This window comes from Gilliamella sp. W8126, from assembly GCF_016102185.1.
Lineage (GTDB): Bacteria > Pseudomonadota > Gammaproteobacteria > Enterobacterales > Orbaceae > Gilliamella > Gilliamella apis_A.
Map to the genome: position 1 here is coordinate 26,325 of NZ_JACFPE010000008.1, position 22,412 is coordinate 48,736.

Annotated in this window: 19 protein-coding genes; 14 read left to right on the forward strand and 5 right to left on the reverse strand. The window is 35.2% G+C overall.

The window, feature by feature from the left end:
* The first annotated feature begins 338 nt into the window (after positions 1–338).
* From H3S74_RS11325 to H3S74_RS11350, 6 genes are read left to right on the forward strand one after another with little or no spacing between them, the layout of a single operon-like run.
* Entirely contained in the window at positions 339–1,934 is a 1,596-nt protein-coding gene (locus H3S74_RS11325) for an ABC transporter substrate-binding protein (RefSeq protein ID WP_198247902.1), read from the forward strand.
* 14 nt (positions 1,935–1,948) lie between these two features.
* The gene (locus tag H3S74_RS11330) at positions 1,949–2,926 is read left to right on the forward strand and encodes an ABC transporter permease (RefSeq protein ID WP_198222099.1); all 978 of its coding nucleotides are present in this window, start codon (positions 1,949–1,951) and stop codon (positions 2,924–2,926) included.
* A 2-nt stretch (positions 2,927–2,928) separates the two neighbouring features.
* A complete protein-coding gene (locus H3S74_RS11335; protein ID WP_198247903.1) occupies positions 2,929–3,759 on the forward strand; it encodes an ABC transporter permease in 831 nt (276 codons plus the stop codon).
* A complete protein-coding gene (locus tag H3S74_RS11340) occupies positions 3,756–5,396 on the forward strand; it encodes an ABC transporter ATP-binding protein (protein ID WP_198247904.1) in 1,641 nt (546 codons plus the stop codon). Before H3S74_RS11335 ends, H3S74_RS11340 begins: the two co-directional genes overlap by 4 nt.
* A gap of 12 nt (positions 5,397–5,408) precedes the next feature.
* On the forward strand, positions 5,409–6,260 hold the full coding sequence (locus H3S74_RS11345) for a VOC family protein (RefSeq protein WP_198247905.1): 852 nt from the start codon (positions 5,409–5,411) through the stop codon (positions 6,258–6,260).
* A 16-nt stretch (positions 6,261–6,276) separates the two neighbouring features.
* Complete coding sequence (locus H3S74_RS11350) at positions 6,277–7,077, forward strand: pyrroline-5-carboxylate reductase (RefSeq protein ID WP_198247906.1); 801 nt, start codon at positions 6,277–6,279, stop codon at positions 7,075–7,077.
* Positions 7,078–7,148: 71 nt separating this feature from the next.
* Here the strand turns inward: H3S74_RS11350 and H3S74_RS11355 are convergent, their stop codons facing one another.
* Positions 7,149–8,468, reverse strand: a complete 1,320-nt coding sequence (locus tag H3S74_RS11355; protein ID WP_198222093.1) for an MFS transporter — start codon at positions 8,466–8,468, stop codon at positions 7,149–7,151.
* Between the two features lie 184 nt (positions 8,469–8,652).
* Between H3S74_RS11355 and H3S74_RS11360 the strand changes: the two genes are divergently transcribed.
* Positions 8,653–9,693 (forward strand): tagatose 1,6-diphosphate aldolase, encoded by a 1,041-nt coding sequence (locus H3S74_RS11360; RefSeq protein ID WP_198201434.1) that lies wholly within the window; start codon positions 8,653–8,655, stop codon positions 9,691–9,693.
* A 146-nt stretch (positions 9,694–9,839) separates the two neighbouring features.
* Here H3S74_RS11360 and grxB read toward each other — a convergent pair whose 3' ends face one another.
* Both grxB and H3S74_RS11370 read right to left on the reverse strand, forming a co-directional pair.
* On the reverse strand, positions 9,840–10,490 hold the full coding sequence (gene grxB / locus H3S74_RS11365; protein WP_198247907.1) for a glutaredoxin 2: 651 nt from the start codon (positions 10,488–10,490) through the stop codon (positions 9,840–9,842).
* Positions 10,487–11,113 carry a Pr6Pr family membrane protein gene (locus tag H3S74_RS11370; protein ID WP_198201436.1) on the reverse strand — a complete coding sequence of 209 codons (627 nt, stop codon included), beginning with the start codon at positions 11,111–11,113 and terminating at the stop codon, positions 10,487–10,489. Before H3S74_RS11370 ends, grxB begins: the two co-directional genes overlap by 4 nt.
* Before the next feature lie 209 nt (positions 11,114–11,322).
* On the opposite strand from H3S74_RS11370, the gene xerD reads away from it, so the two are divergent.
* The 5 genes from xerD (at position 11,323) to H3S74_RS11395 (ending at position 17,853) form a co-directional block, all read left to right on the forward strand.
* Positions 11,323–12,237, forward strand: coding sequence for a site-specific tyrosine recombinase XerD (xerD, locus tag H3S74_RS11375; protein WP_198247908.1), 915 nt, complete (start codon positions 11,323–11,325; stop codon positions 12,235–12,237).
* A 26-nt stretch (positions 12,238–12,263) separates the two neighbouring features.
* The gene (dsbC, locus tag H3S74_RS11380; protein ID WP_110448686.1) at positions 12,264–12,968 is read left to right on the forward strand and encodes a bifunctional protein-disulfide isomerase/oxidoreductase DsbC; all 705 of its coding nucleotides are present in this window, start codon (positions 12,264–12,266) and stop codon (positions 12,966–12,968) included.
* 80 nt (positions 12,969–13,048) lie between these two features.
* Positions 13,049–14,782 (forward strand): single-stranded-DNA-specific exonuclease RecJ, encoded by a 1,734-nt coding sequence (recJ, locus tag H3S74_RS11385; protein WP_198247909.1) that lies wholly within the window; start codon positions 13,049–13,051, stop codon positions 14,780–14,782.
* A 123-nt stretch (positions 14,783–14,905) separates the two neighbouring features.
* Positions 14,906–16,300: a UDP-N-acetylmuramate:L-alanyl-gamma-D-glutamyl-meso-diaminopimelate ligase gene (gene mpl / locus H3S74_RS11390; RefSeq protein WP_198222087.1), complete on the forward strand. Its 1,395-nt coding sequence runs from the start codon at positions 14,906–14,908 to the stop codon at positions 16,298–16,300.
* A gap of 68 nt (positions 16,301–16,368) precedes the next feature.
* Positions 16,369–17,853 (forward strand): NAD(P)H-hydrate dehydratase, encoded by a 1,485-nt coding sequence (locus H3S74_RS11395; RefSeq protein ID WP_198247910.1) that lies wholly within the window; start codon positions 16,369–16,371, stop codon positions 17,851–17,853.
* 117 nt (positions 17,854–17,970) lie between these two features.
* On the opposite strand, the gene H3S74_RS11400 is transcribed toward H3S74_RS11395, so the two are convergent.
* Positions 17,971–19,329: an L-serine ammonia-lyase gene (locus H3S74_RS11400; protein ID WP_198247911.1), complete on the reverse strand. Its 1,359-nt coding sequence runs from the start codon at positions 19,327–19,329 to the stop codon at positions 17,971–17,973.
* Between the two features lie 187 nt (positions 19,330–19,516).
* Positions 19,517–19,957, reverse strand: coding sequence for a hypothetical protein (locus tag H3S74_RS11405; RefSeq protein WP_198247912.1), 441 nt, complete (start codon positions 19,955–19,957; stop codon positions 19,517–19,519).
* A gap of 108 nt (positions 19,958–20,065) precedes the next feature.
* On the opposite strand from H3S74_RS11405, the gene proS reads away from it, so the two are divergent.
* The gene (gene proS, locus H3S74_RS11410; RefSeq protein ID WP_198247913.1) at positions 20,066–21,781 is read left to right on the forward strand and encodes a proline--tRNA ligase; all 1,716 of its coding nucleotides are present in this window, start codon (positions 20,066–20,068) and stop codon (positions 21,779–21,781) included.
* Positions 21,782–21,805: 24 nt separating this feature from the next.
* A complete protein-coding gene (locus tag H3S74_RS11415) occupies positions 21,806–22,387 on the forward strand; it encodes a tyrosine-protein phosphatase (RefSeq protein ID WP_198247914.1) in 582 nt (193 codons plus the stop codon).
* Positions 22,388–22,412 lie beyond the last annotated feature (25 nt).

The following is a 22,412-nucleotide window of genomic DNA, read 5'->3' on the forward strand; positions in this document are numbered from 1 at the left end:
TAGAATAATTACAATTTTAAAAAATCATTGATTATATTTTAAACCATTTATTTAGAAAAAATATGCGCTATTTCACATTTATAACTAAAAATAAAAATTAATTTTTCATCTCTATTATAAATAGGGACTAAATCTCAATAATCAAATCAAATACCGGCTATCAATAGTAAAAAAGTTAAATATATTAAACAGATAATCTAAATATATAACTAAAAGTAATATAAATATTCGATATCGGCATTTCTCATCTTTCCTTAAAATTTTTATAGTGGAATTCTAGAAATTTTTCATACTTTGAAATATTCAAAATATGGTAGCAACTATTGTAAGGAGCACACATGGATTTATTTAATATTAAAAAAACTTTTTTTATAGGTTTATTCTCAATTTTGTTACCATTTTATTCACTGGCTGATGAAAAAACACCACAATATGGTGGAACACTAGTTGTTCATTACTCAGGTGAACAAAGGATTCTCAATCCAGCTCTACGCGCTTCAACTGGTGTATATGAAGTATCAGGAAAAGTAGTTGAATCACTGGTAGATCTTGATCAAAATGGGCAAATTATTCCCGTCCTTGCTACATCATGGACATCATCGCCGGATGGAAAAACAATAACATTTAAATTACGTGAAGGCGTTAAATGGCACGACGGCAAATCATTTACATCACAGGATGTAAAATATAATGCGCTGGAATTTTGGAAGAAAAGATTAAATTTTTCAACTGCATTGCAACTTAATTTAACTTCTGTCGATACCCCTGATGACTATACTGTAGTCTTCAATTATTCTCGTCCAATGCCGTTAGATTTACTATTAAGAGCACTCGTCGATCTTGGCTATGTGGTACCCAAACATTTATATGAAGGAACTGACGTCCTAAATAATCCTTATAATACGGCACCAATTGGGACAGGACCTTTTAAATTTGTTGAATATCAGCGAGGCCAACATATTATTGTTGAACGTAATACGGACTACTGGCGAAAAGGTTATCCTTATTTAGACAAGATAATTTGGCGTATTATTGATGATAATTCTTCAGCATCTGCTGCATTAGAAAGTGGACAAATTGATTTAAGTGCCTACTCAAAACTAAGTCTTGCCGATATTAATCGATTCAAGCAAAACGAAAAATTTGCAGTACTAACTAAGGGCTCACAAGCTAATATTTTTAATAACACTTTAGAATTTAACTTCCGTAATCCTATCATTGCTAACTTAAATGTTCGCAAAGCAATTGTCCAATCGCTTGATATCTCTTTTTTTACTGAAGATTTCTTATATGGTTTTGGAAAACCAGCAACAGGAATTATTCCTTCATCAAATACCTTTTATCCCATAAACAGTAAAATCGTTTACCCTTTTGATAGAGAGAAAGCCGAACAATTATTAGATGAAGCCGGCTATAAACGAAAATCTGATGGTAATCGTTTTACTTTAAAATTAGTACATATCAATAATGGTGAAGATGTCCCACTTTTTGCAACTTTCATTCAACAATCTTTAGCTGAAATTGGCATTAACGTAGTTATCGTCAATCTCGATACCGCAGGTGCTTTAAATGCTGTTTATAAACTCCACGATTTTGATATTGCAACGGGTTGGCATCAATATAGAGGTGATCCTGCAGTATCAACAACAGTTTGGCTGCGTTCAGGTAGCCCTGATGGTGCACCTTGGACCAATCAATATGGTTGGAAATCTGATACCGTCGACCAATTAATTGATAATGCTGCAACTGAAATAGATCCAACCAAACGTAAAGCGCTTTATACTCAGTTGGTCGATATCATAAATGCTGAACTGCCTCTGTGGTTTGCTACTGAACGAGAATTCATCTCGGTTGTGAATACTAAAGTACACAATCATCACAATACCGCACGTTGGCCATCAAGTAGCTGGTTTGATATATGGATAGAACATTAAATTGAGGTGAAATGATGACGCATATACTTACTCTTGCACTTAGACGACTGATAACCACTATACCAGCATTGGTTATCATTCTAATCACACTATTTTTGTTATTGCAATTAGCACCTGGTGATACAGTCGATGCATTGTTAGCCCAAATTGGTGGCGCCGAATCGAGTGTAATTGACGAAATGCGTCATTATTATGAACTAGATCAATCCACAAGCTCTCGATTGCTAAACTATTTATGGCGATTAGTTCATTTAGATTTAGGTCAATCTGCAATCTATAACAAGCCGGTAAGCCATATGATTTTAGAACGCTTACCTGCTACATTATTATTAATGATCAGCGCAATGTCATTAGCGTTTACCTGTGGCACAATTCTTGGCATTTTATCTGCCCAAAAAGTCAATCGTTGGCCTGATACTTTGATTTCTATATTAGGACTGATTTTTTATTCCACTCCATCCTTTTGGTTAGCATTAATGGGGATAGTTTTCTTTTCAATTTATTTAAATTGGTTACCTCCTAGTGGATTTGGCAGTATAGAGCAATCCTTAACTGGATTTTCAGCAATACTTGATATTGCATGGTATTTAATTCTACCAACAATAACTTTAGCTTTAGTTTATCTAGCAATCTATTTGCGCATCATGCGTGCATCCCTACTTGAGGTATCTACTCTAGATTTTGTTAAAACGGCTAAAGCCAAAGGATTAAGCAGTCGCAAAATATTAGTCAATCACGTTTTACGTAATGCAATGTTACCAATGATAACCTTAATCGGCTTACAAGCTGGGACCATGTTAGGTGGTTCAGTTGTCATTGAGACAATTTTTGCCATCCCAGGATTAGGCCGCCTAGCCTATGATTCTGTTGTACAGCGAGATCTAAATACGTTACTCGGCGTAGTATTTATTTCTGCAATATTAGTTATTTTTATTAATTTTATTGTCGATATGCTTTATGCCAAACTTGATCCACGAATTACAGGACATTAATAATGGCGATATTAAAAGATTATTTCCGCAGTCCAATCGCTAGAATTGGCACAATTTTACTGGTATTAATTATTATCATTGCCTTAGCTGCCGATTGGGTTTTTCCGGGTAACCCACTTCGTTTAGCTGGCCGTCCTTTACAATGGCCATTTTCCAATCCTAAATTTATCCTAGGAACCGATCAAGCAGGACGCAATATTGCCGCACAACTTTTTCATGGTGCTAAGGTATCGCTTATTATTGGGCTTATCTCTACATTGATAGCAATGGTTATCGGGGTGATCATTGGCGCCATCGCTGGGTTCTATGGCCGATGGGTTGATGACATACTTATGCGCCTGACAGAAGCATTCCAAATTTTACCAAATTTTTTACTTTTGTTAGTTGCAGTGGCGATATTTGGTTCAACCATAAATATTGTAGTGATTGCAATTGGCGTGGTTTCTTGGCCACCTGTTGCAAGACTAACTCGAGCCGAATTTTTATCATTACGCAATCGTGAATTTGTCCAAGCTGGTAAAACTATTGGTATGAGTTCAACTAGACTTATGTTTAAAGAAATCTTACCTAATGCATTACCACCGGTAATTATGTATGCCAGTGTTATTTTATCTACTTCGATATTAATGGAAAGTGCACTTGCCTTTTTAAATCTTTCTGATCCGAATATTTCCTCATGGGGAAATCTAGTTGGGAATGGGCGTCTGGTATTACGTCAACAATGGTATGTTTCAGCTATTCCGGGAATAGCAATATTATTAACTGTTTTATCGACGTCATTAGTAGGACAAGGAATAAATGATGCACTCAACCCGAGGTTAAAAAAGAGATGAATCAAAAAAAACTATCTATTAAAAATTTAACCATAACTTTACCTCAAGGTTCGGATCGAAAATATGCTGTTAATGATGTATCACTAGATCTTTATGCTAATGAAATACTATGTATCGTCGGTGAAAGTGGGTCGGGTAAATCTTTATTATCTAATGCAATCATGGGACTATTACCTGATGGGGTTACGGCTTCTCAAGGTGAAATCGATTTCGATGGCAATAATTTACTCACCTATAATGACGAACAAATGCGTAAAATCCGTGGTGCACATATCGGCATGGTATTTCAAGATCCCATGACAGCATTAAATCCATTAAAAACCATCGCTAACCAAATTAGTGAAATGTTTACCATACATACTAATTTAAGTAAAAAAGATATTAATCAGAAAGTTATATCCTTGTTAACAGATGTGCAAATGCCAAATCCTATATCGGTTGCTAATGCTTATCCTCACCAGCTTTCTGGAGGACAACGTCAACGAGCTATGATTGCCATGGCCTTAGCATTAGAACCGGCTATTTTAATTGCCGATGAACCAACAACTGCTTTAGATGTTACAACTCAAGCTTGCATTTTAAAACTGATTAGCGAATTACAATCACGTAAAGGAACAGCGGTCTTATTTATTACTCATGATTTTGGTGTAGTCGCCGATATTGCAACTCGCGTTGCGGTTATGCAACAAGGACAGATTGTTGAGCAAGGCGTTGCGGAGGAACTATTAAATCATCCCAACCATCATTATACACAAAGATTAATTGCTGCAGTTCCACCACTTACTCCAGGAGATGTTCGTCTTATTAACAAGGAAATTATTCTAGAAGTAAATAATCTTTCAAAGGTTTATCACAAAAGTAGTTTTTTCAAAAAAAATCGGCGCACAACCTATGCTGTGAATGATGTGAGTTTTAAGTTACATAAAGGTAGTACGTTGGGAATTGTTGGCGAGAGTGGTTCAGGTAAATCAACATTAGCCAGATGTATCATTAAATTATTGGAAATAGATAGTGGTCAAATCCACTTTGAAAAAGAAGATATTAGTAACTTAAAAGGTAATAAACTTAAACACTATGCACGTCATATCCAGATGGTATTCCAAGATCCTTATGCATCATTAAATCCTCGTCGAAAAGTCGGTGACCAAGTTACTATTGGGCCAATACTGCACGGAATAACCAAACAAGACGCAATAAAGAAAGCAAAAGAGTTATTCAACATGGTTGGCTTAGAAAGTGAAGCGTTAAACCGTTACCCTCATGAGTTTTCAGGAGGACAACGACAACGAATAGGACTTGCTCGAGCACTCGCATTGGAACCTAAAATATTGATTGCCGATGAACCTGTGTCAGCACTTGATGTTTCAGTACAAGCACAAGTACTGGAACTATTAAGCGAATTACGTAAAAAACTTGGCTTAACAGTGCTATTTATTACCCATGATCTGCGAGTTGCTGCACAAATTTGTGATCATATTCTGGTAATGAAATCAGGCAAAATTGTTGAGCAAGGTATCGCATCACAAGTCTTTTTAAATCCATCGCAACCTTACACCAAAAATTTATTGGCTGCGGTACCAGGAAAAGGTTGGAATCCACCTCGACTAATTGATATGTCCCCTGCTATTCATATTTAAGGAGTGAATATAATGACAACACTTACCCCACAAATTGATCATGTTGTAATCACCGTATCAGATCAGCTTAATAAAGCAAATTTTCAATATCAAAAGCTGGGTTTTACCATCACCCCACGAGGACACCATTCGTTAGGCACCAGTAACAATTTAGCCATTTTTTCGACTACCTATCTTGAACTTTTAGGTTTTGAAGCGCAAAATGCCATTAAAGTTGATAAAAGTTGGCGGTTTGCTAATGGACTAACTGGCTTGGTCTTTAAAACCTCAAATGCCGATGAGCTTTATCAACAACTCGTTAATAATGGTATAAAAGTTGAGGGTGAAGAACCGCGATCCTTTTATAGACCAGTCGAATTAAATGATGGCACATTAGCTGATGCTTGTTTCAAAACTGTCAGACTTGATCCTACTTATACACCAAATGGACAAATCTTTTTTTGTGACCAATTAACACCAGAATTAGTGTGGCGTAAAGAATGGCAAAACCATCCAAATGGGGTAATCAATATTAATCAAGTTATCATTGAAGCTCAAAATCCCCTTTCCTCAATTAAGTTACTTGAAAAAACATTTCCGTCGGCAAAAATTATCGATGTCGACGGAGGCGTTCGGCTAAAAGCGGATGACAAATATATCGATTACCTTACACCAAGCGCAACACAGCGTCTTTTTGGCTCATCCTTAAGCAAAGCGAACAATGACCAAGATCGTAAAGTTGCTTTAGGTTTTACAACCAAATCATTATCACAAACTCAACAAGCCCTTGAGAGTGGGAAAATAAAATTTGATTTACAAAATAACACTATTGTCGTACCAGCTAGTGAAACATATGGTGTTGTTATGATTTTTAGCCAATTATAAACAGGAACCGATAAATATGAGTAAAATTTTATTTATAGGCAGTGGCCATATGTCGGAAGCGATTATTAGAGCATTAATAAAAAATAAAGCGTATGAGCCAGAAAATATCTTAGTGAACGATATTGTTAAATCTCGTTTAGACTATTTACAATTAACTTATGGAGTTACACCTACTGGCAAAATAGTCAATACAGATATTATTGTGTTAGGGGTGCGACCTCAAGATTCGTGGAGTGACATTGTTCAACAATTTGGCACTAATAACAGAAATACCATTATCATTTCAATTATTGCTGGAGTCACAATTGCGCAAATAAAAGCATCATTAAAAGTCGATATCCCTGTTATTAGAACGATTCCCAATACACTCACCGATACCGGTTTTGGTTATTCCGGTATTGCTACCGATGTTAATGAGCAGGCAGTTGCAAAACAGAAATCTGTTACTCAATTTTTCAATAGCTTTGGGAAACTAGAATATATTGATGAATCACTACTAGATATTTTTACTGGTTATGCGGTTGCAGGACCTAATTATATATATTATTTTTACGAATCTCTTGTTGATGCAGGTGTTTTAGTGGGCTTACCCCGAGACATAGCCAAACGAATTGCACTTGAAAATTTGCACGGTGCAGCCTCAATGCTGCAATTGAGCCAAAAACATCCAAGACAATTGCTCGATATAAATAATTCACCTGCTGGGGTGGGTATACACAGTTTGTATGAACTTAATAACAGTGACTTCGCAGCAGGATTACAGCGCAGTGTTAAAGCTGGTGTAATACGAACAGTTGAGCTTGGCAAAAATCAGTGAAATAGTCTAAATATGATTTTTGAGGAACATAAAAAAACTGTTCCTCAAAATTTTTCTTTTCCTATCAGAAGTTAAGCAATATCTTTTGCCACATATTTTTGGCTATTGTTATTAACTAATAAGAACAGTCCGATTAATGCGCCTAATACAAATAATCCAACCACATAAATGGCCGGTGCCATTTTACTAACAAAATCACTAAAAAATGAGATCAGTAATGGGGTTAAACCACCAGCAATAGCGTAAGCCATATTAAATGAAAAAGATACACCACTATAGCGAACCTGAGTTGGGAATACCTTAACCATAAAATAAGCAAAAGAGCCAACAATTCCGACACTAAAACCGGCTAAGAAATAAGTGATAAAGAGAAGATTCGCGTTTTCTAATGATAAATAAAATATAGCAATCATGATAGCAGCAATACTACAACCAATAACCAGCACTTTGCCCATTGCAAATTTATCCATCATCATGCCATAAAACGTACAACTAATGATAAGTCCAATGATAGCTAATATATTACCTTGTAAAGCGTCAATTGCCGAAAAACCAAATTGCTTTTGTAATAAAATTGGAGTCATTAACATTATCACCATAATACCGGCAGATAACACCCAAGTTAGTAACATTGATAAAATAGTTTGTGGTAAATACTGAGTTAAAACGGTTATCACAGGTAATTTTTTAGATAATTCTTCATTCTTACGTTTTTGAATTTCTAGAAAAATAGGTGTCTCTTTTAACCAACGGCGAAGATACATGGCAATTAAACCAAAGATACCACCAATAATGAATGGAATTCGCCAGCCCCAATCATTCATTTGTTCTATTGATACACTTTTACTCATTATGGTTGATACTAATGACCCCAGCAAAATACCTAAACTTAAACCACTAGTTAAAATACCACAGGCTAGGCCAATTTTGTTTTTAGGTACATGTTCAGCAACAAATGTCCACGCCCCAGGCACTTCACCACCTACCGCGAGCCCCTGGCATAATCGCATCATTAAGAGTAATAATGGTGCAAAAATACCGATATTGGCATAAGTAGGCAAACAACCAATAAATAATGTTGGTAACGCCATTAATAGAATACTAAGTGTAAACATTCTTTTGCGACCAAACATATCACCAAAGTGAGCCATCACAATACCACCAAAAGGACGAATCAAATAACCAGCAGCAAATATGCCAAAAGTTTGAACTTGACTTAACCATGCAGGCATATCATCCGGAAAAAATAGATGGCTTATCGTAATTGAAAAAAAGACAAATATAATAAAATCATAAAATTCTAATGCACCACCTAATGCTGATAGGGCTAACGTTTTATAATCTTGATTATTTAATGTTCGCATATTTGTAACTATTGCTGAATCTGGCATAATCATCCCTGTAAATATTTTTTTACAAACAGTCTATTAATCTGTACTAATATACCGGAACAAATTGCCATTTAAAAGAAAATATCAAAAAGTTTACACAAAATTAAAACTAGCACTAAATGATTAATAATTGGTCAAATAAAAACCTACAATGAAAAAATCTTATTAAATGGAGAGTTTTAAAATGGCAACAAAACGCATTTCTCGTGGAAAATTCAACCGTATGCAACAATTATCTAACCAGGATGGCGTAATTGCAGCATTAGCAATCGATCAACGTGGTTCAATGGTAAAAATGATGCAAAATGCTGTAGGTCAAGAACGTTATAATATTGATATGGTGTATGAATTTAAAGAGCTTGTTTCTCAGGAATTAACCAAATATGTTAGTGCCATTTTACTGGATGAAGAACTCGGTTTTAAAGGCATGGCAGCAAAAAATAAAAATGCTGGTTTAATTATGTCTTATGAAAAAACTGGATACGATGCCAATACACCAGGACGTTTACCAGATATTTTACCGGAAGATTCACTTCAACGCCTAATTCAAAAAGGTGCTGATGCAGCGAAAGTACTGGTCTATTATAATCCTGACGATCCGCAAGATATTTTAGATAAAAAACACGCCTTTTTAGAACGTTTAGGCAATGAAGCGAGGGCGGCCGATATTCCGGTATTTGTTGAACCTATTGTTTATGATAACGTGGTAACTGATGATAAAAGCCCTGAATTCGCAAAAATAAAACCACAAAAAGTTATCAAGACAATTGAAGAATTTACTAAAGATCACTATTACATTGATATACTTAAAGTTGAAGTGCCAGTATTATTCAAAAACGTTGCAGGATTTAACGATAGTAATCCAGTAGTTTATTCACAACAAGAAGCAGCCGATTATTTCAAACAAGCAAGTGATGTTGCCACTCGTCCTTTCATCTATTTAAGTGCAGGCGTACCAACCAAAACTTTCCATGAAGAACTCATTTTTGCCGGTGAGCATGGTGCCAAATATAGCGGTATTCTAGGTGGTCGAGCTACTTGGTTTGAAGGGATTGAGGCATATGCAAAAAATGGTAAAGACGGTTTAAAACGTTGGCTTGATACCATCGGACGTGAAAATGTTGAACAACTTAATAAGATTTTAAAACAATATGCAACCCCTTGGTACGATGTATATGGTGGAAAAGACAAGCTTGAAATTATTGATCTTAAATTAAGTAATTAATCGTTTTTGTAGAGATTTATATAAATAACTTTAATAACAGATAAGAGTACAAGTTTTATCCTATTTTTCTTGTACTCTTCTTATTAATGAACAATTTGCATATCAGCTAATCATCAGCCCCACATGCAATTGAATTCTACTTTTTATTAAACCGCCTGATCAAAAAACAGATTTACCTTACTTAGCTCAGACATTGACTCTAAATAGGCTTTAATTTTAGTAGGAAAAATAAGACCCTTAACACAGGTTAGATTACGTAATATCGGGAATAAACATATATCATCCCAAGATAATGTGCCATTACATGCATTCGACGTCACAATTAATGGTTCAAGCTGATTTAATAAATCAGATATCTTAGCAATTAATGTTTCAGTTTCTGCAAGACAATCAGCAAACGAACCCAATTTTTTACTCTTATTAGTAATAAAATTATCAATAGCAGCTTGAGTGGCAAATTCAGCCAAGCCTAATTTTACATATCGAAGACACTCTAACTTATAATCATATTGTTGAAATTGTTTAATTAATGCTTCTATTTCTGGATTTTTAGCTCCAATTAAGACAGGGCTTTCACCGTAATTACTATCAACATAAGCAACAATATCAAGACTTTCTGGCATATAGCTGCCATCTTCCTTTTGTAAGATCGGCACCATTTTTTCACCAATCATACTTGTTGGTGATTTAACGTCATCACTGAGAAAGACATGCTGTTCAACTGAAATATTTTTTAAACCAAAAATCATTCTTGCCCGTACACAAAAAGGACAATGTTCATAAATATACAATTTCATATTCTTCTCCTAAAACAATCAATGGCCCATAACAAAAGAGCCAGCCCTAAAAACAGCACAAAAACCGATCCTGCAGCATATAGCGCTTTAATATATCCAACCCTAACCACATTAATAAAAGGATATGGATATTGATTAGTAAGATAACCTCGTATAAAAATATAAATACCATAAATTAACATCGACAAAAACGAGCCAACAATGACATTAAATTGAATACGTCGAAATGGTCCCCAAACTAACCAACTTAATACGCCAATAATCGGTAGAATCACATGTAAACTTTCATTGGCAAATTGTAATAACGTATTAGGTGGTTTATGTATTCCCCTTAAAATTAAGTTATAAACTATCGCGGTTATAATCACCCCGACTAAACCATTCAAGCGTATCACCTTGAAACTATATCGATTACAGTTAGGATTGAAAGTTAAGCATAGGCAACTAAATGCCAACATTAGATTAGAAAGTACTGTAAAAAAACTGTAGTAAAATATTATTCGCCCAGTTGGAGTACTTGGTTGCCACGGTCTCAGCTTTGTATGCCAATAAATATAAGTTTCAAGACCAATAATAAAAAAAGCATATAACGCAATAAAAAGATTAATATTTCGTTTTAACATAACTTATTATAAAAAATAACAGATAATTCAGTATATAGTAGGCTATAGAAAAGATACAAAATATTATTTCAATATCAACTAAAGTTAATTTTTTCATTAATTAAACGTTTCGTTTTTATGCATTCCAAACACAATAATAATGTGACAACTTCAAGTTATTGACAGTTAGTATATAATGTTAACAACTATTAAAAATGAGTTGGCTTTTAATGTCTGATAAAGATATATCATCACAAAATAAAATATTAATTGAACAATTTCTAGACTCAATTTGGTTAGAACGAAATCTTGCTGAAAACACGATTGAATCTTACAAACTTGATCTTCTTGCACTAAGCCAATCACTACAATTACAACAAGTTAATTTTCTCACAGCACAATCCATTAACTTACAAGAATTTTTACTACAACGAGTTAAAGATGGTTATAAAGCGAGTAGTTCGGCACGTTTATTGAGTGCGACTAAACGTTTCTTCCAATATCTATATCAAGAAAACTATCGTACCGATGATCCATCAGCTATATTGTCATCACCTAAATTATCCAAAAAATTACCTAAAGACTTAACTGAATTACAGGTTGATGCCCTACTAGAATCACCAAGTATTGATGATCCAATTGAGCTGAGAGATAAAGCTATGTTAGAAGTGCTTTATGCTACAGGATTACGAGTTTCAGAATTAGTTAACTTAGAAATTAGTGACGTCAGCCTAAGGCAAGGAGTAGTACGAGTTGTAGGCAAAGGCAATAAAGAACGTTTAGTTCCTTTAGGTGAAGAAGCAATCTATTGGCTTGAATACTATTTCAAATATGCGCGCAATGATCTACTAAAAAATGGCCCAGTTGATGTGCTTTTTCCAAGTCGTTTAGGCAAGAAAATGACACGACAGACATTCTGGCATAGAATCAAATATTATGCCATACTAACCGGCATTAATATCGAAGCCCTTTCACCTCATGTACTTAGGCACGCCTTTGCAACGCATCTGCTTAATCATGGCGCCGATTTACGAGTAGTACAAATGTTACTGGGGCACAGTAGTTTATCAACTACACAAATTTATACACATGTTGCAACAGAAAGATTAAAACAATTGCACAGCAAACATCATCCTCGTGCATAACAGTTTAGATAACTAAGGATAACTGAATGAAAAAATTAGTCATAAGTTTAGGTTTAGCATTAATCTCAACTTCAGTATTAGCCAATAACGCCGATATAACCAAATCGATGGAAAAATTAGGTTTTTCTAATAAAGAAATTACTATCGAAAATAACCCAGTACAAGGTTTAAAAAGTGTTATCACACCTGAGGGCATTTTCTATGTAACAGATGATGGTAAATTTTTAACTCAAGGACCAATCTATAGTCTTGAAGGCGGTGAACCAGTAAATATTGCTAACAGTAATAACTTAAAATTAATGAAATCAATTGAAAAAGATGCCATTGTTTATAAAGCACCAAAAGAAAAATATATTATTTCGGTTTTCACCGATTACACTTGTCACTATTGTAAATTACTTCATGAAAATATAAATCAATACTTAGATGCGGGTATCTCTGTGCACTATTTTGCCTTTCCTCGAGCCGGTGCTAATAGTGATGTAGGTAAAAATATGCAATCTATTTGGAGTGTTGCCGATCGTAAAGCTGCTTTTGATAATGCCTATAAGGGTAATTCAATTTCTCCAGCAAATAGCATGGTACCTTATGTAACACAACAATTTAACGTTGGTAAAAAATTAGGTATCAGTGGTACTCCTGCATTAGTACTACCTGATGGACAATTAGTTTCAGGCTATGTCCCTGCTGATAAATTAATCGAAATTTTAAAAAAGAAAGCAAAAAATTAATAAGTTATAATTTATAGCAATTAAAATTTAAATATAAAATAAGAAAAGTATGTTAGCGCACGTGCGCTAACATTTAAAATATGAAAAATAAATTAACACACCGCCAATTACCTGAAGCGTTACCTGAATTGTCACCGGATATCCCACTCTTATTGCAACGAGTCTATGCATTACGTGGAATAACATCTATGCAAGAGTTAGATTATACAACGCGTAACTTATGTAATTATGACAACTTAGATGGTACCCAAACCGCTGTCGAAATTGTTTATTCAGCTATGCAGAATAACAAGCGGATTATGATTGTCGGTGATTTTGATACTGATGGTGCAACCAGTACTGCACTAACGGTAAAAGCGTTAAAAAAGATGGGATGCCAACATGTCGATTATATCATTCCTAATCGATTTGATGATGGATATGGTTTAAGTATAAGTGTTATAAAAAGAGCACTGTTAAAAAAAGCCGATCTAATTATTACTGTTGATAATGGTGTTTCCGCTATTGAAGCGGTTGAATTTGCAAAACAATCAAACTTAACTGTAATCATTACTGACCATCACTTATGTCCTGAGCAATTACCAGCAGCTGATGCAATCATTAATCCTAATTTACCAAACTGCTCTTTTCCATCTAAGCACTTAGCTGGTGTCGGTGTTGCATTTTATTTTATGTCAGCTTTACGAGCAAAATTACGCCAAGAAAACTGGTTCAGAACACATAATTTAGAAGAATACAACCTCGCTAGTTTATTAGATTTAGTCGCGTTAGGAACTATTGCTGATGTGGTAAAACTCGATCACAATAACCGAATATTGGTTCACCAAGGTATTAATCGAATCCGATCTGGTTATTGCTGTGCAGGAATAAAAGCACTATTACATATTGCTCGAAAAGATCCGGTATCCTTTACCTCAACCGATCTAGCTTATTATATTGCCCCACGGCTTAATGCAGCAGGGCGAATGGATAACATGTCTCTTAGCGTTGAATTATTGTTATGTGACGACTACGATAGTGCTCTTAAACAAGCTAGTGATTTAGATATGCTAAATAATGATCGTAAGTTAATTGAACAAACGATGTATAAAGAAGCATTATCCTATATCCAAGGGTTAGAGCAACAACAATCCTCTTTCCCAAACTTATTAGTTGTCTATCATCCTGAATGGCACCAAGGTATCATTGGCATCTTATCAGCTCGTTTAAAAGATAAACATTATCGGCCAGTTATTTGCTTTGCATCTACTGAAGAAGGGATACTAAAAGGTTCTGGACGATCAATAGCCGGTATTCACTTACGAGATTTACTTGATGAACTGGATCAAAACCATCCCGATCTTCTGGTGAGTTTTGGTGGACATGCAATGGCGGTCGGATTAAGCATTCGCGAAAACGATTTAGAACGATTTCGAAAACATTTTGAAACACTAATAGATAAACGTTTAAATGCCAATACGCTTGAACAAATAATAGAAACCGATGGTGAGGTAGACAGCCAAGATTTTAATTATGCGATGGCTAAACAATTAAAAGAATCGGGTCCATGGGGTGAAGGATTTACAGAACCGACATTCGATGGCGATTTTATTGTCCATCAACAACGTTTATTTGCTGAAAAACATCTTAGATTAGTATTAGAACCGAAAAACGGTGGCCCAATTATTGAAGGCATATGTTTCAATATAAATTTAACGCAATGGCCAGATAATACAATAAAAAATGTAAAAATTGTCTATCAATTAGATGTTGATGACTTTCGAGGAAATCAGACGGCAAAATTGATGATTAGACATATTTGGCCTATCGCATAAGCAATTAAAATCGACTATAATTATAATTTTCTACAAAAATAAAATCAGTTATAACTAAAAATACTGGCAACAGATAAGTTTTATCATCAGTACAATATTTTATACAACATTAAGGACCAAAAAATGCATATTCATATTCTTGGGATTTGTGGCACATTCATGGGAGGCATTGCATTAATCGCTCGCTCATTGGGTCATAAAGTCACGGGTTCAGACAAAAATGTTTACCCACCAATGAGTACGCTGCTACAAAAAGAACATATTGATATTATTGAAGGAGATGACCCTTCACAATTAAACCCTACTCCTGATCTGGTGATTATTGGTAATGCGTTATCAAGAGGAAATCCTTGTGTTGAATATATTTTAGACAAAAATATTCCTTATGTTTCTGCACCTCAATGGCTACATGACAACGTTTTACGCGAACGCTGGGTGATTGCGGTTGCTGGAACGCATGGTAAAACAACCACTGCCGGTATGGTTAACTGGATTTTAGAAAAACAAGGTTATAACCAAGGTTTTGTCATTGGTGGCGTACCTGGTAATTTTGAAGTATCAGCAAGACTAGGTGAAGGTAACTTTTTCGTTATTGAAGCCGATGAATATGATTGTTCGTTTTTTGATAAGCGTTCTAAATTTATGCATTATTGCCCAAAAACATTAATTATGAATAATTTGGAATTTGATCATGCAGATATTTTTGATGACCTTAGCTCAATTCAAAAACAATTCCATCATTTAGTTCGTTTAGTGCCAAGTAAAGGGTTGATAATTTCACCGCAAGAAGATGTCAATTTAAAACAAGTTTTAGCAAAAGGTTGTTGGAGTGAACAATCATTCACCGAATCAGAAAATGGTTGGATGGCGAAAAAAATCGCTAATGATGCTAGCCAGTTTGCCGTTTACTTTAACAATGAACAGGTTGGTGAAGTTAACTATTCGCTTGTTGGTGAACACAATATGCATAATGCCTTAATGGCTATTGCCGCGGCACATAATGTCGGTATTAAACCAGCTGATGCTTGTTTAGCACTGGGATCGTTTTTAAATGCCAAAAGACGTTTAGAGTTATACGGCGAAGTTAATGATATCGAGATTTATGATGATTTTGCCCATCACCCAACTGCAATATTAGCAACTTTAGAAGCATTACGCAGCAAAATTGGCGCAAATCGACGAATATTGGCAGTATTAGAGCCTCGTTCGAATACCATGAAACTAGGCATATCGAAAGATGAACTAGCGCCATCATTAGGTCGTGCAGATGAAATATATATGTTTCAACCAGAACAACTACCTTGGTTAGTTGCCGATGTGGTTGATGCTTGTATTCAACCGGCTTATTGGTCTGGTGATATTGATTTATTAGTTGAGATGATTACTAAATCAGCTAAACCAACTGATGCAATTTTGATTATGAGTAATGGTGGTTTTAATGGTATTCATAATAAAATTTTAGAAAACTTAAAAAAACAACAATTAAAAGATCAATTAGATGAGCAAACATTAATCTAATAATTGATTAATCTACCAATATGATTTTGCCACGCAATGTGGCATATCATATACAGAGAGGTAATCTCATGCAATACTTAGTCACCTCATCTGAAATGAAGCATTATGATGCTTATACCGCAAATAAAATTGGCTTACCTTCACTAGTATTAATGGAACGAGCAGCATTAGCCGTTGTAAATCAACTTAATGAAAACAACTATAATTTAAACAAAATTGCGGTAGTATGTGGATATGGCAATAATGGCGGTGATGGTATTGCTGTAGCTCGCTTACTCAAATTACAACATATTGATGTTGATGTGTATTTAATTGGTCAAGTAGAACATGCATCAAAGGAAACACTACAACAAATTAAAATAGCACAGCATTATAATATCAACTTTATCACTTCACTCCCAAAATGCTTTACCGAATATACCACTATCGTTGATGCTATTTTTGGTATAGGGCTTAATCGTATAGTGAGCGGCGATTTTGTTCATGCCATTGAGCAGATAAATCAGTGCTGTGCCGATGTTCTTGCTATTGATATTCCGTCGGGACTTTGCAGCAATACAGGAAAAATCCTTGGTGTTGCAGTCAAGGCTAAACAAACTATCACTTTTGCCTACGCAAAAATTGGTTTATCGCTTCATCCGGGAGCTGAATTAGCAGGTGAAATCACTATTGCCGATATCGGCATCTATGCAGATACTCCAGCCAGTCATTATACTTATCAATCTAATGAGTTGAGTAAATTATTGCCGCAAAGATCAAACAATAGTCATAAAGGTAGTTATGGCAAAGTATTAGTTATCGCTGGTTCCGAAAATATGTCTGGAGCTGCGTACTTTTCAGCTAAAGCAGCATATAAAACTGGAGCTGGATTAGTACATATTTACACCCCCATGTGCAATCGTGATATTTTATTAACCCAAATTCCCGAAGTTCTATTAACCCCATTTATTACCAATAAAATTGATATAAAAAAACTTGATGAACTAATAAATCGGGCTTCAGTCATTGTTATTGGACCTGGCATGGGGGTATCCGATGATACTCATAAAATCTTATCGTATGTATTACAGCATGCAAGGATTCCAGTAATCATCGATGCTGATGGGCTTAATACGTTAGTACCTAATTTAAGATTATTGAAACAAGCACAGTCAACTATTATTGTTACCCCTCATTTGGGAGAAATGGCAAGGCTAGTTAAACAACCAATTGAAGCTATTAAAAATAATTTAGTCGACACGGCTAAAAAATTTGCGCAAGACTATAACGTAATCTGCGTATTAAAAGATGCAAAAACCATCGTCACAATACCTGGACAAACCACTTATATTAACCAATCTGGTAATTGTGGTATGGCTACTGGCGGTGCTGGTGATGTTTTAACAGGAATAATGGCTGGACTTATAGCTCAACATCTACCGCCAACCAAAGCTGCTCCAGTAAGTGTTTACTTACATGGTTTAGCTGGCGATGTTGCTTCTAAAAAATTAAATAAATACAGTTTATTAGCTAGTGATATAATTGATAGTCTAAACGAAGTACTATCCGTTTAGCTATAAAAATATGGACAATATTAGTACCCTGTAAAAATATTTCATAAATGAAATCGCAGCTATGATTTAATCATAATATTACTGATGATAAATCTTCAAATCTCATACGATTCACTATTAACTACAATGAACCGTAATAGCTAGCCCGCCACGAGAAGTCTCTCGATATTTAGCATTCATGTCCTTGCCTGTTTCGTACATAGTTTCAATCACTTTATCAAGCGAAACAATCGCCGCGGTAGTACGTCTTAATGCCATTCGAGTGGCATTAATGGCTTTCACTGCTGCAATCGCATTACGTTCAATACAAGGAACTTGTACTTGACCATCAACCGGATCACAAGTCAAACCTAAGTTATGCTCCATACCAATTTCGGCAGCCATACACACCTGTTGAGGATTACCCCCTAACAATTCAGCTAATCCTGCCGCCGCCATAGAACAAGCCACGCCAACCTCACCTTGGCAGCCTACTTCTGCACCAGAAATAGAGGCATTTTTTTGATAGAGTAATCCAATAGCTCCACAGGTTAAAAAGTAACGAATAAAAATATCTGGTGAGACAGGATCAATAAACTTATCGTAATATGCCAGTACAGCAGGAATAATACCGCAAGCTCCATTAGTTGGTGCTGTCACTACCCGACCACCAGCTGCATTCTCTTCACTAACAGCCAGTGCAAACATATTTACCCAATCGATAATAATCATTGGATCATTATTACTTTTACTTGTTAATAATTGACGATACAACGCATTTGCTCGACGAGAAACCTTAAGAGTACCAGGTAATAATCCTTCGGCATTCATGCCTCGCTTAATACAATCAAGCATTGTTTGTCCAACTAAAGAAAAATAATTTACGATTTCCTCATAAGTGTGATGTTGTAACTCATTTTTTAAAACAATACTAGATACCGACAATGAGTTATCATCACAATGCTGCAATAATTGTGCGGCCGTTGCAAAAGGGTAAGGTACATCTATTGCATTCTGATCTTGTAGACCAAATAATTCCTCTTCAACAATTTTACCACCCCCCACTGAATAATAAGTCTTTTGCACAATTAATTCGTCATGATGATAAGCACTTAACGTCATTCCATTTTCGTGTAATGGTAGAAAAGTAGAATGAAATATAATGCTTTGACTGGAAAAATCGACTTGGTATTGACCATTATATATTGGTAGCCGACAGCATTGATTCATGGTTTGAATAATGTGGGGGATCTGATCAATATTAACAGTATCAGGTTTTTCACCTGATAATCCTAGAATAATTGCCACATCAGTATGGTGACCTTTACCTGTCAGTGACAAAGAGCCATAAATATCAGCAACAATTTTAGTCACTAACGGCATTTGCTCATTATTAATAAGTAGATCAATAAATGCCTTACCTGCTCTCATTGGACCAACGGTATGTGAACTAGAAGGACCTATACCAATTTTGAATATATCAAAAACCGAACCCATTTTATCCCTTTTTGTAATCAATGACTTGCTCGTAATTATAGTTAAAAATGACTTATATTTAGTGCTATATTATGGTGATAACAATTGTCGAATCAAGCCATTAATTAAGATTAAATTATTAGCATAAAAAATTTTTGAGGAACGGGGTTTTTGACAGCTAATTTTAGCTAAAAAATTCTCAAAATTTTTATATCGAATCATAGTAGCAAATAACACCTGAATCTGACCGTATAATTTCCATGAAGCCACCAGACAATATTTCAGAGGGGTCATGAAAAAAACTAGGTTTGTCTTTTAATATCAATTTACCATAAAGTTTATTTTCAAAATATAAATCGCCATCATCAGTAATTGTGAAATGATCATCTGGCTCAATAAAACTAGGGCATGGGCATACCTCTGGATATGACAATTGACAACCATCAGTTCGCCAAGAAAACTCTAATACCTCTTGATAACTTAAATCAAACAAATGATATTTAGCAAATTTAATCGGCCAATATAAAATAAGACCGATTAAAAAGAGAAAGAATAAACGTTCAATTAATTTATGTATGTTCAATGTCCATTTGTCCATATTGATTAGTAACTTATTCTCAATAAACGATAATTTATCATTAATAAACATCTATAACCATAATTATTAATAAAATTACTTTTGTGTTGCGCTTGGTACTGCTAAACTAGCTAACATTTTTATTATATTTATATATAAATTATTTTTCGGGATAAATGTATGCGAACCAGTAAATATCTTCTATCTACATTAAAAGAAACGCCAGCAGATGCTGAAGTAATTAGTCATCAATTAATGTTACGTGCCGGCATGATCCGTAAAGTTGCTGCCGGATTATATACATGGCTACCCACAGGTTATCGTGTACTAAAAAAAGTCGAAAATATTGTTCGTGAAGAGATGAATAAAGCAGGTGCAATTGAAGTATTAATGCCTGTGGTACAACCTGCCGATATATGGCAAGAAAGTGGTCGTTGGGAACAATATGGTCCCGAATTATTACGCATTAAAGATCGTGGTGATCGTGATTTCGTCTTAGGCCCAACTCATGAAGAAGTGATCACTGACTTACTTCGTAATGAAGTGAGCTCTTATAAGCAATTACCACTTAATGTATATCAAATTCAAACCAAATTCCGCGATGAAGTACGCCCTCGTTTTGGTGTTATGCGTTCGCGTGAATTTATTATGAAAGATGCATACTCATTCCACACATCGCAAGAATCATTACAAGAAACTTATGATGATATGTATAAAGCTTACAGTGCAGTATTTACTCGTGCAGGCTTAAATTTTAGAGCAGTACGAGCTGATACTGGCTCAATTGGTGGTAACTGGTCACATGAATTCCAAGTATTAGCGGATAGTGGCGAAGATGATATTGTTTTTTCAACTGAGTCTGACTATGCGGCAAATATCGAAATGGCACAAGCACAAGCACCAACTCAAACTCGCCAATCTCCAACCAAGGAGATGCAATTAGTTGATACTCCAGATGCCAAAACTATTGATGAACTAGTAGCACAATTCAATTTACCAATTGAAAAAACCGTTAAAACATTAATGGTTAAAGCCACTAAAGAGAGTGGTCACCAACTAGTAGCTTTATTAGTTCGAGGTGATCATACCTTAAACGAAATCAAAGCAGAAAAAATCGATATTGTGGCGTCTCCACTTGAATTTGCAACCGAAGATGAAATTCGCGCATTAGTCAATGCAGGACCGGGCTCGCTAGGACCAATAAACCTAAATATGCCAATGATTATTGACCGTGATGTTGCTGTAATGAGTGATTTTGGTGCTGGTGCCAATATTGATCATAAACATTATTTCAATATCAATTGGGAACGCGATGTTGCTTTACCTCGCATCGAAGATATCCGTAATGTAGTTGAAGGCGATGTTAGCCCTGACGGCAAAGGTACATTGCAAATTAAACGTGGTATTGAAGTTGGACATATTTTCCAACTTGGTACTAAATATTCAGAAGCAATGAAAGCAACAGTGCAAGGTGAAGATGGACAAAATCATGTGATGATCATGGGTTGTTATGGTATTGGCGTTAGCCGAATAGTTGCCGCTGCAATCGAACAATGCCATGACGATCGTGGAATTATTTGGCCAGAAGCCATAGCACCATTTAGAGTTGTTATCATTCCAATGAATATGCACAAGTCAGAAAGAGTACAGGCAACTGCAGAAAAACTCTATGCCGATCTACAAGCTGCCGGTATTGAAGTACTATTTGACGACCGTAAAGAGCGCCCTGGTGTAATGTTTGCTGATGCTGAATTAATTGGTATTCCACACACTATTGTTATTGGTGATCGTAACCTTGATAATGGTGATGTAGAATATAAACATCGTGCTGGTGGGGATAAAGAATTGGTAAAAGTAGATCAAATCCTTGAATTTATTAAAAGCCGTCAACAATAAACATAACAATAGACAATTGTAGTAATGATAAATAGAACACAACAAGTAATAGCTCACTTTGGTTTGCAAATCGCCAAAAGAGTGAACATTATCTTGTTGTGTTGCTTGATTTTTTTTATTAGCAGTTGCCAGTCAAATATTAATTCCAACCTCATTCCAAATAACTTTTATCAAGTATCTAACGATATATATCGTTCTGAACAACCCTCGTTAAAACAGATAAAACAGCTTGATAAACTCGGCATTAAAACCATAATTAATCTGCGATTATGGCATAGTGATCGAGATAAAGTTGTCAATACAGGCATCACTGAGGTTTGGATCAATATGCGAGCAGGAAATATTTCTGATAAAAAAATAATTCAAATCCTTAAAACAATCAAAAATTCACCTAAACCGATATTGATTCATTGTTGGCATGGCAGTGACCGCACAGGCGTAGTTGTTGCTATGTATCGCTTAATTTTTCAAAACTGGAGTAAACGTCAAGTTATTGATGAATTAATGCAACCGGAGTTTGGACATCATTATAATATTTATCCCAATATCAAAAACTACATTAACAATGTTGATGTAGAACAAATTCGCCACGCAGTATTTGAATAACATTCATTATTTAATGATTATTAAA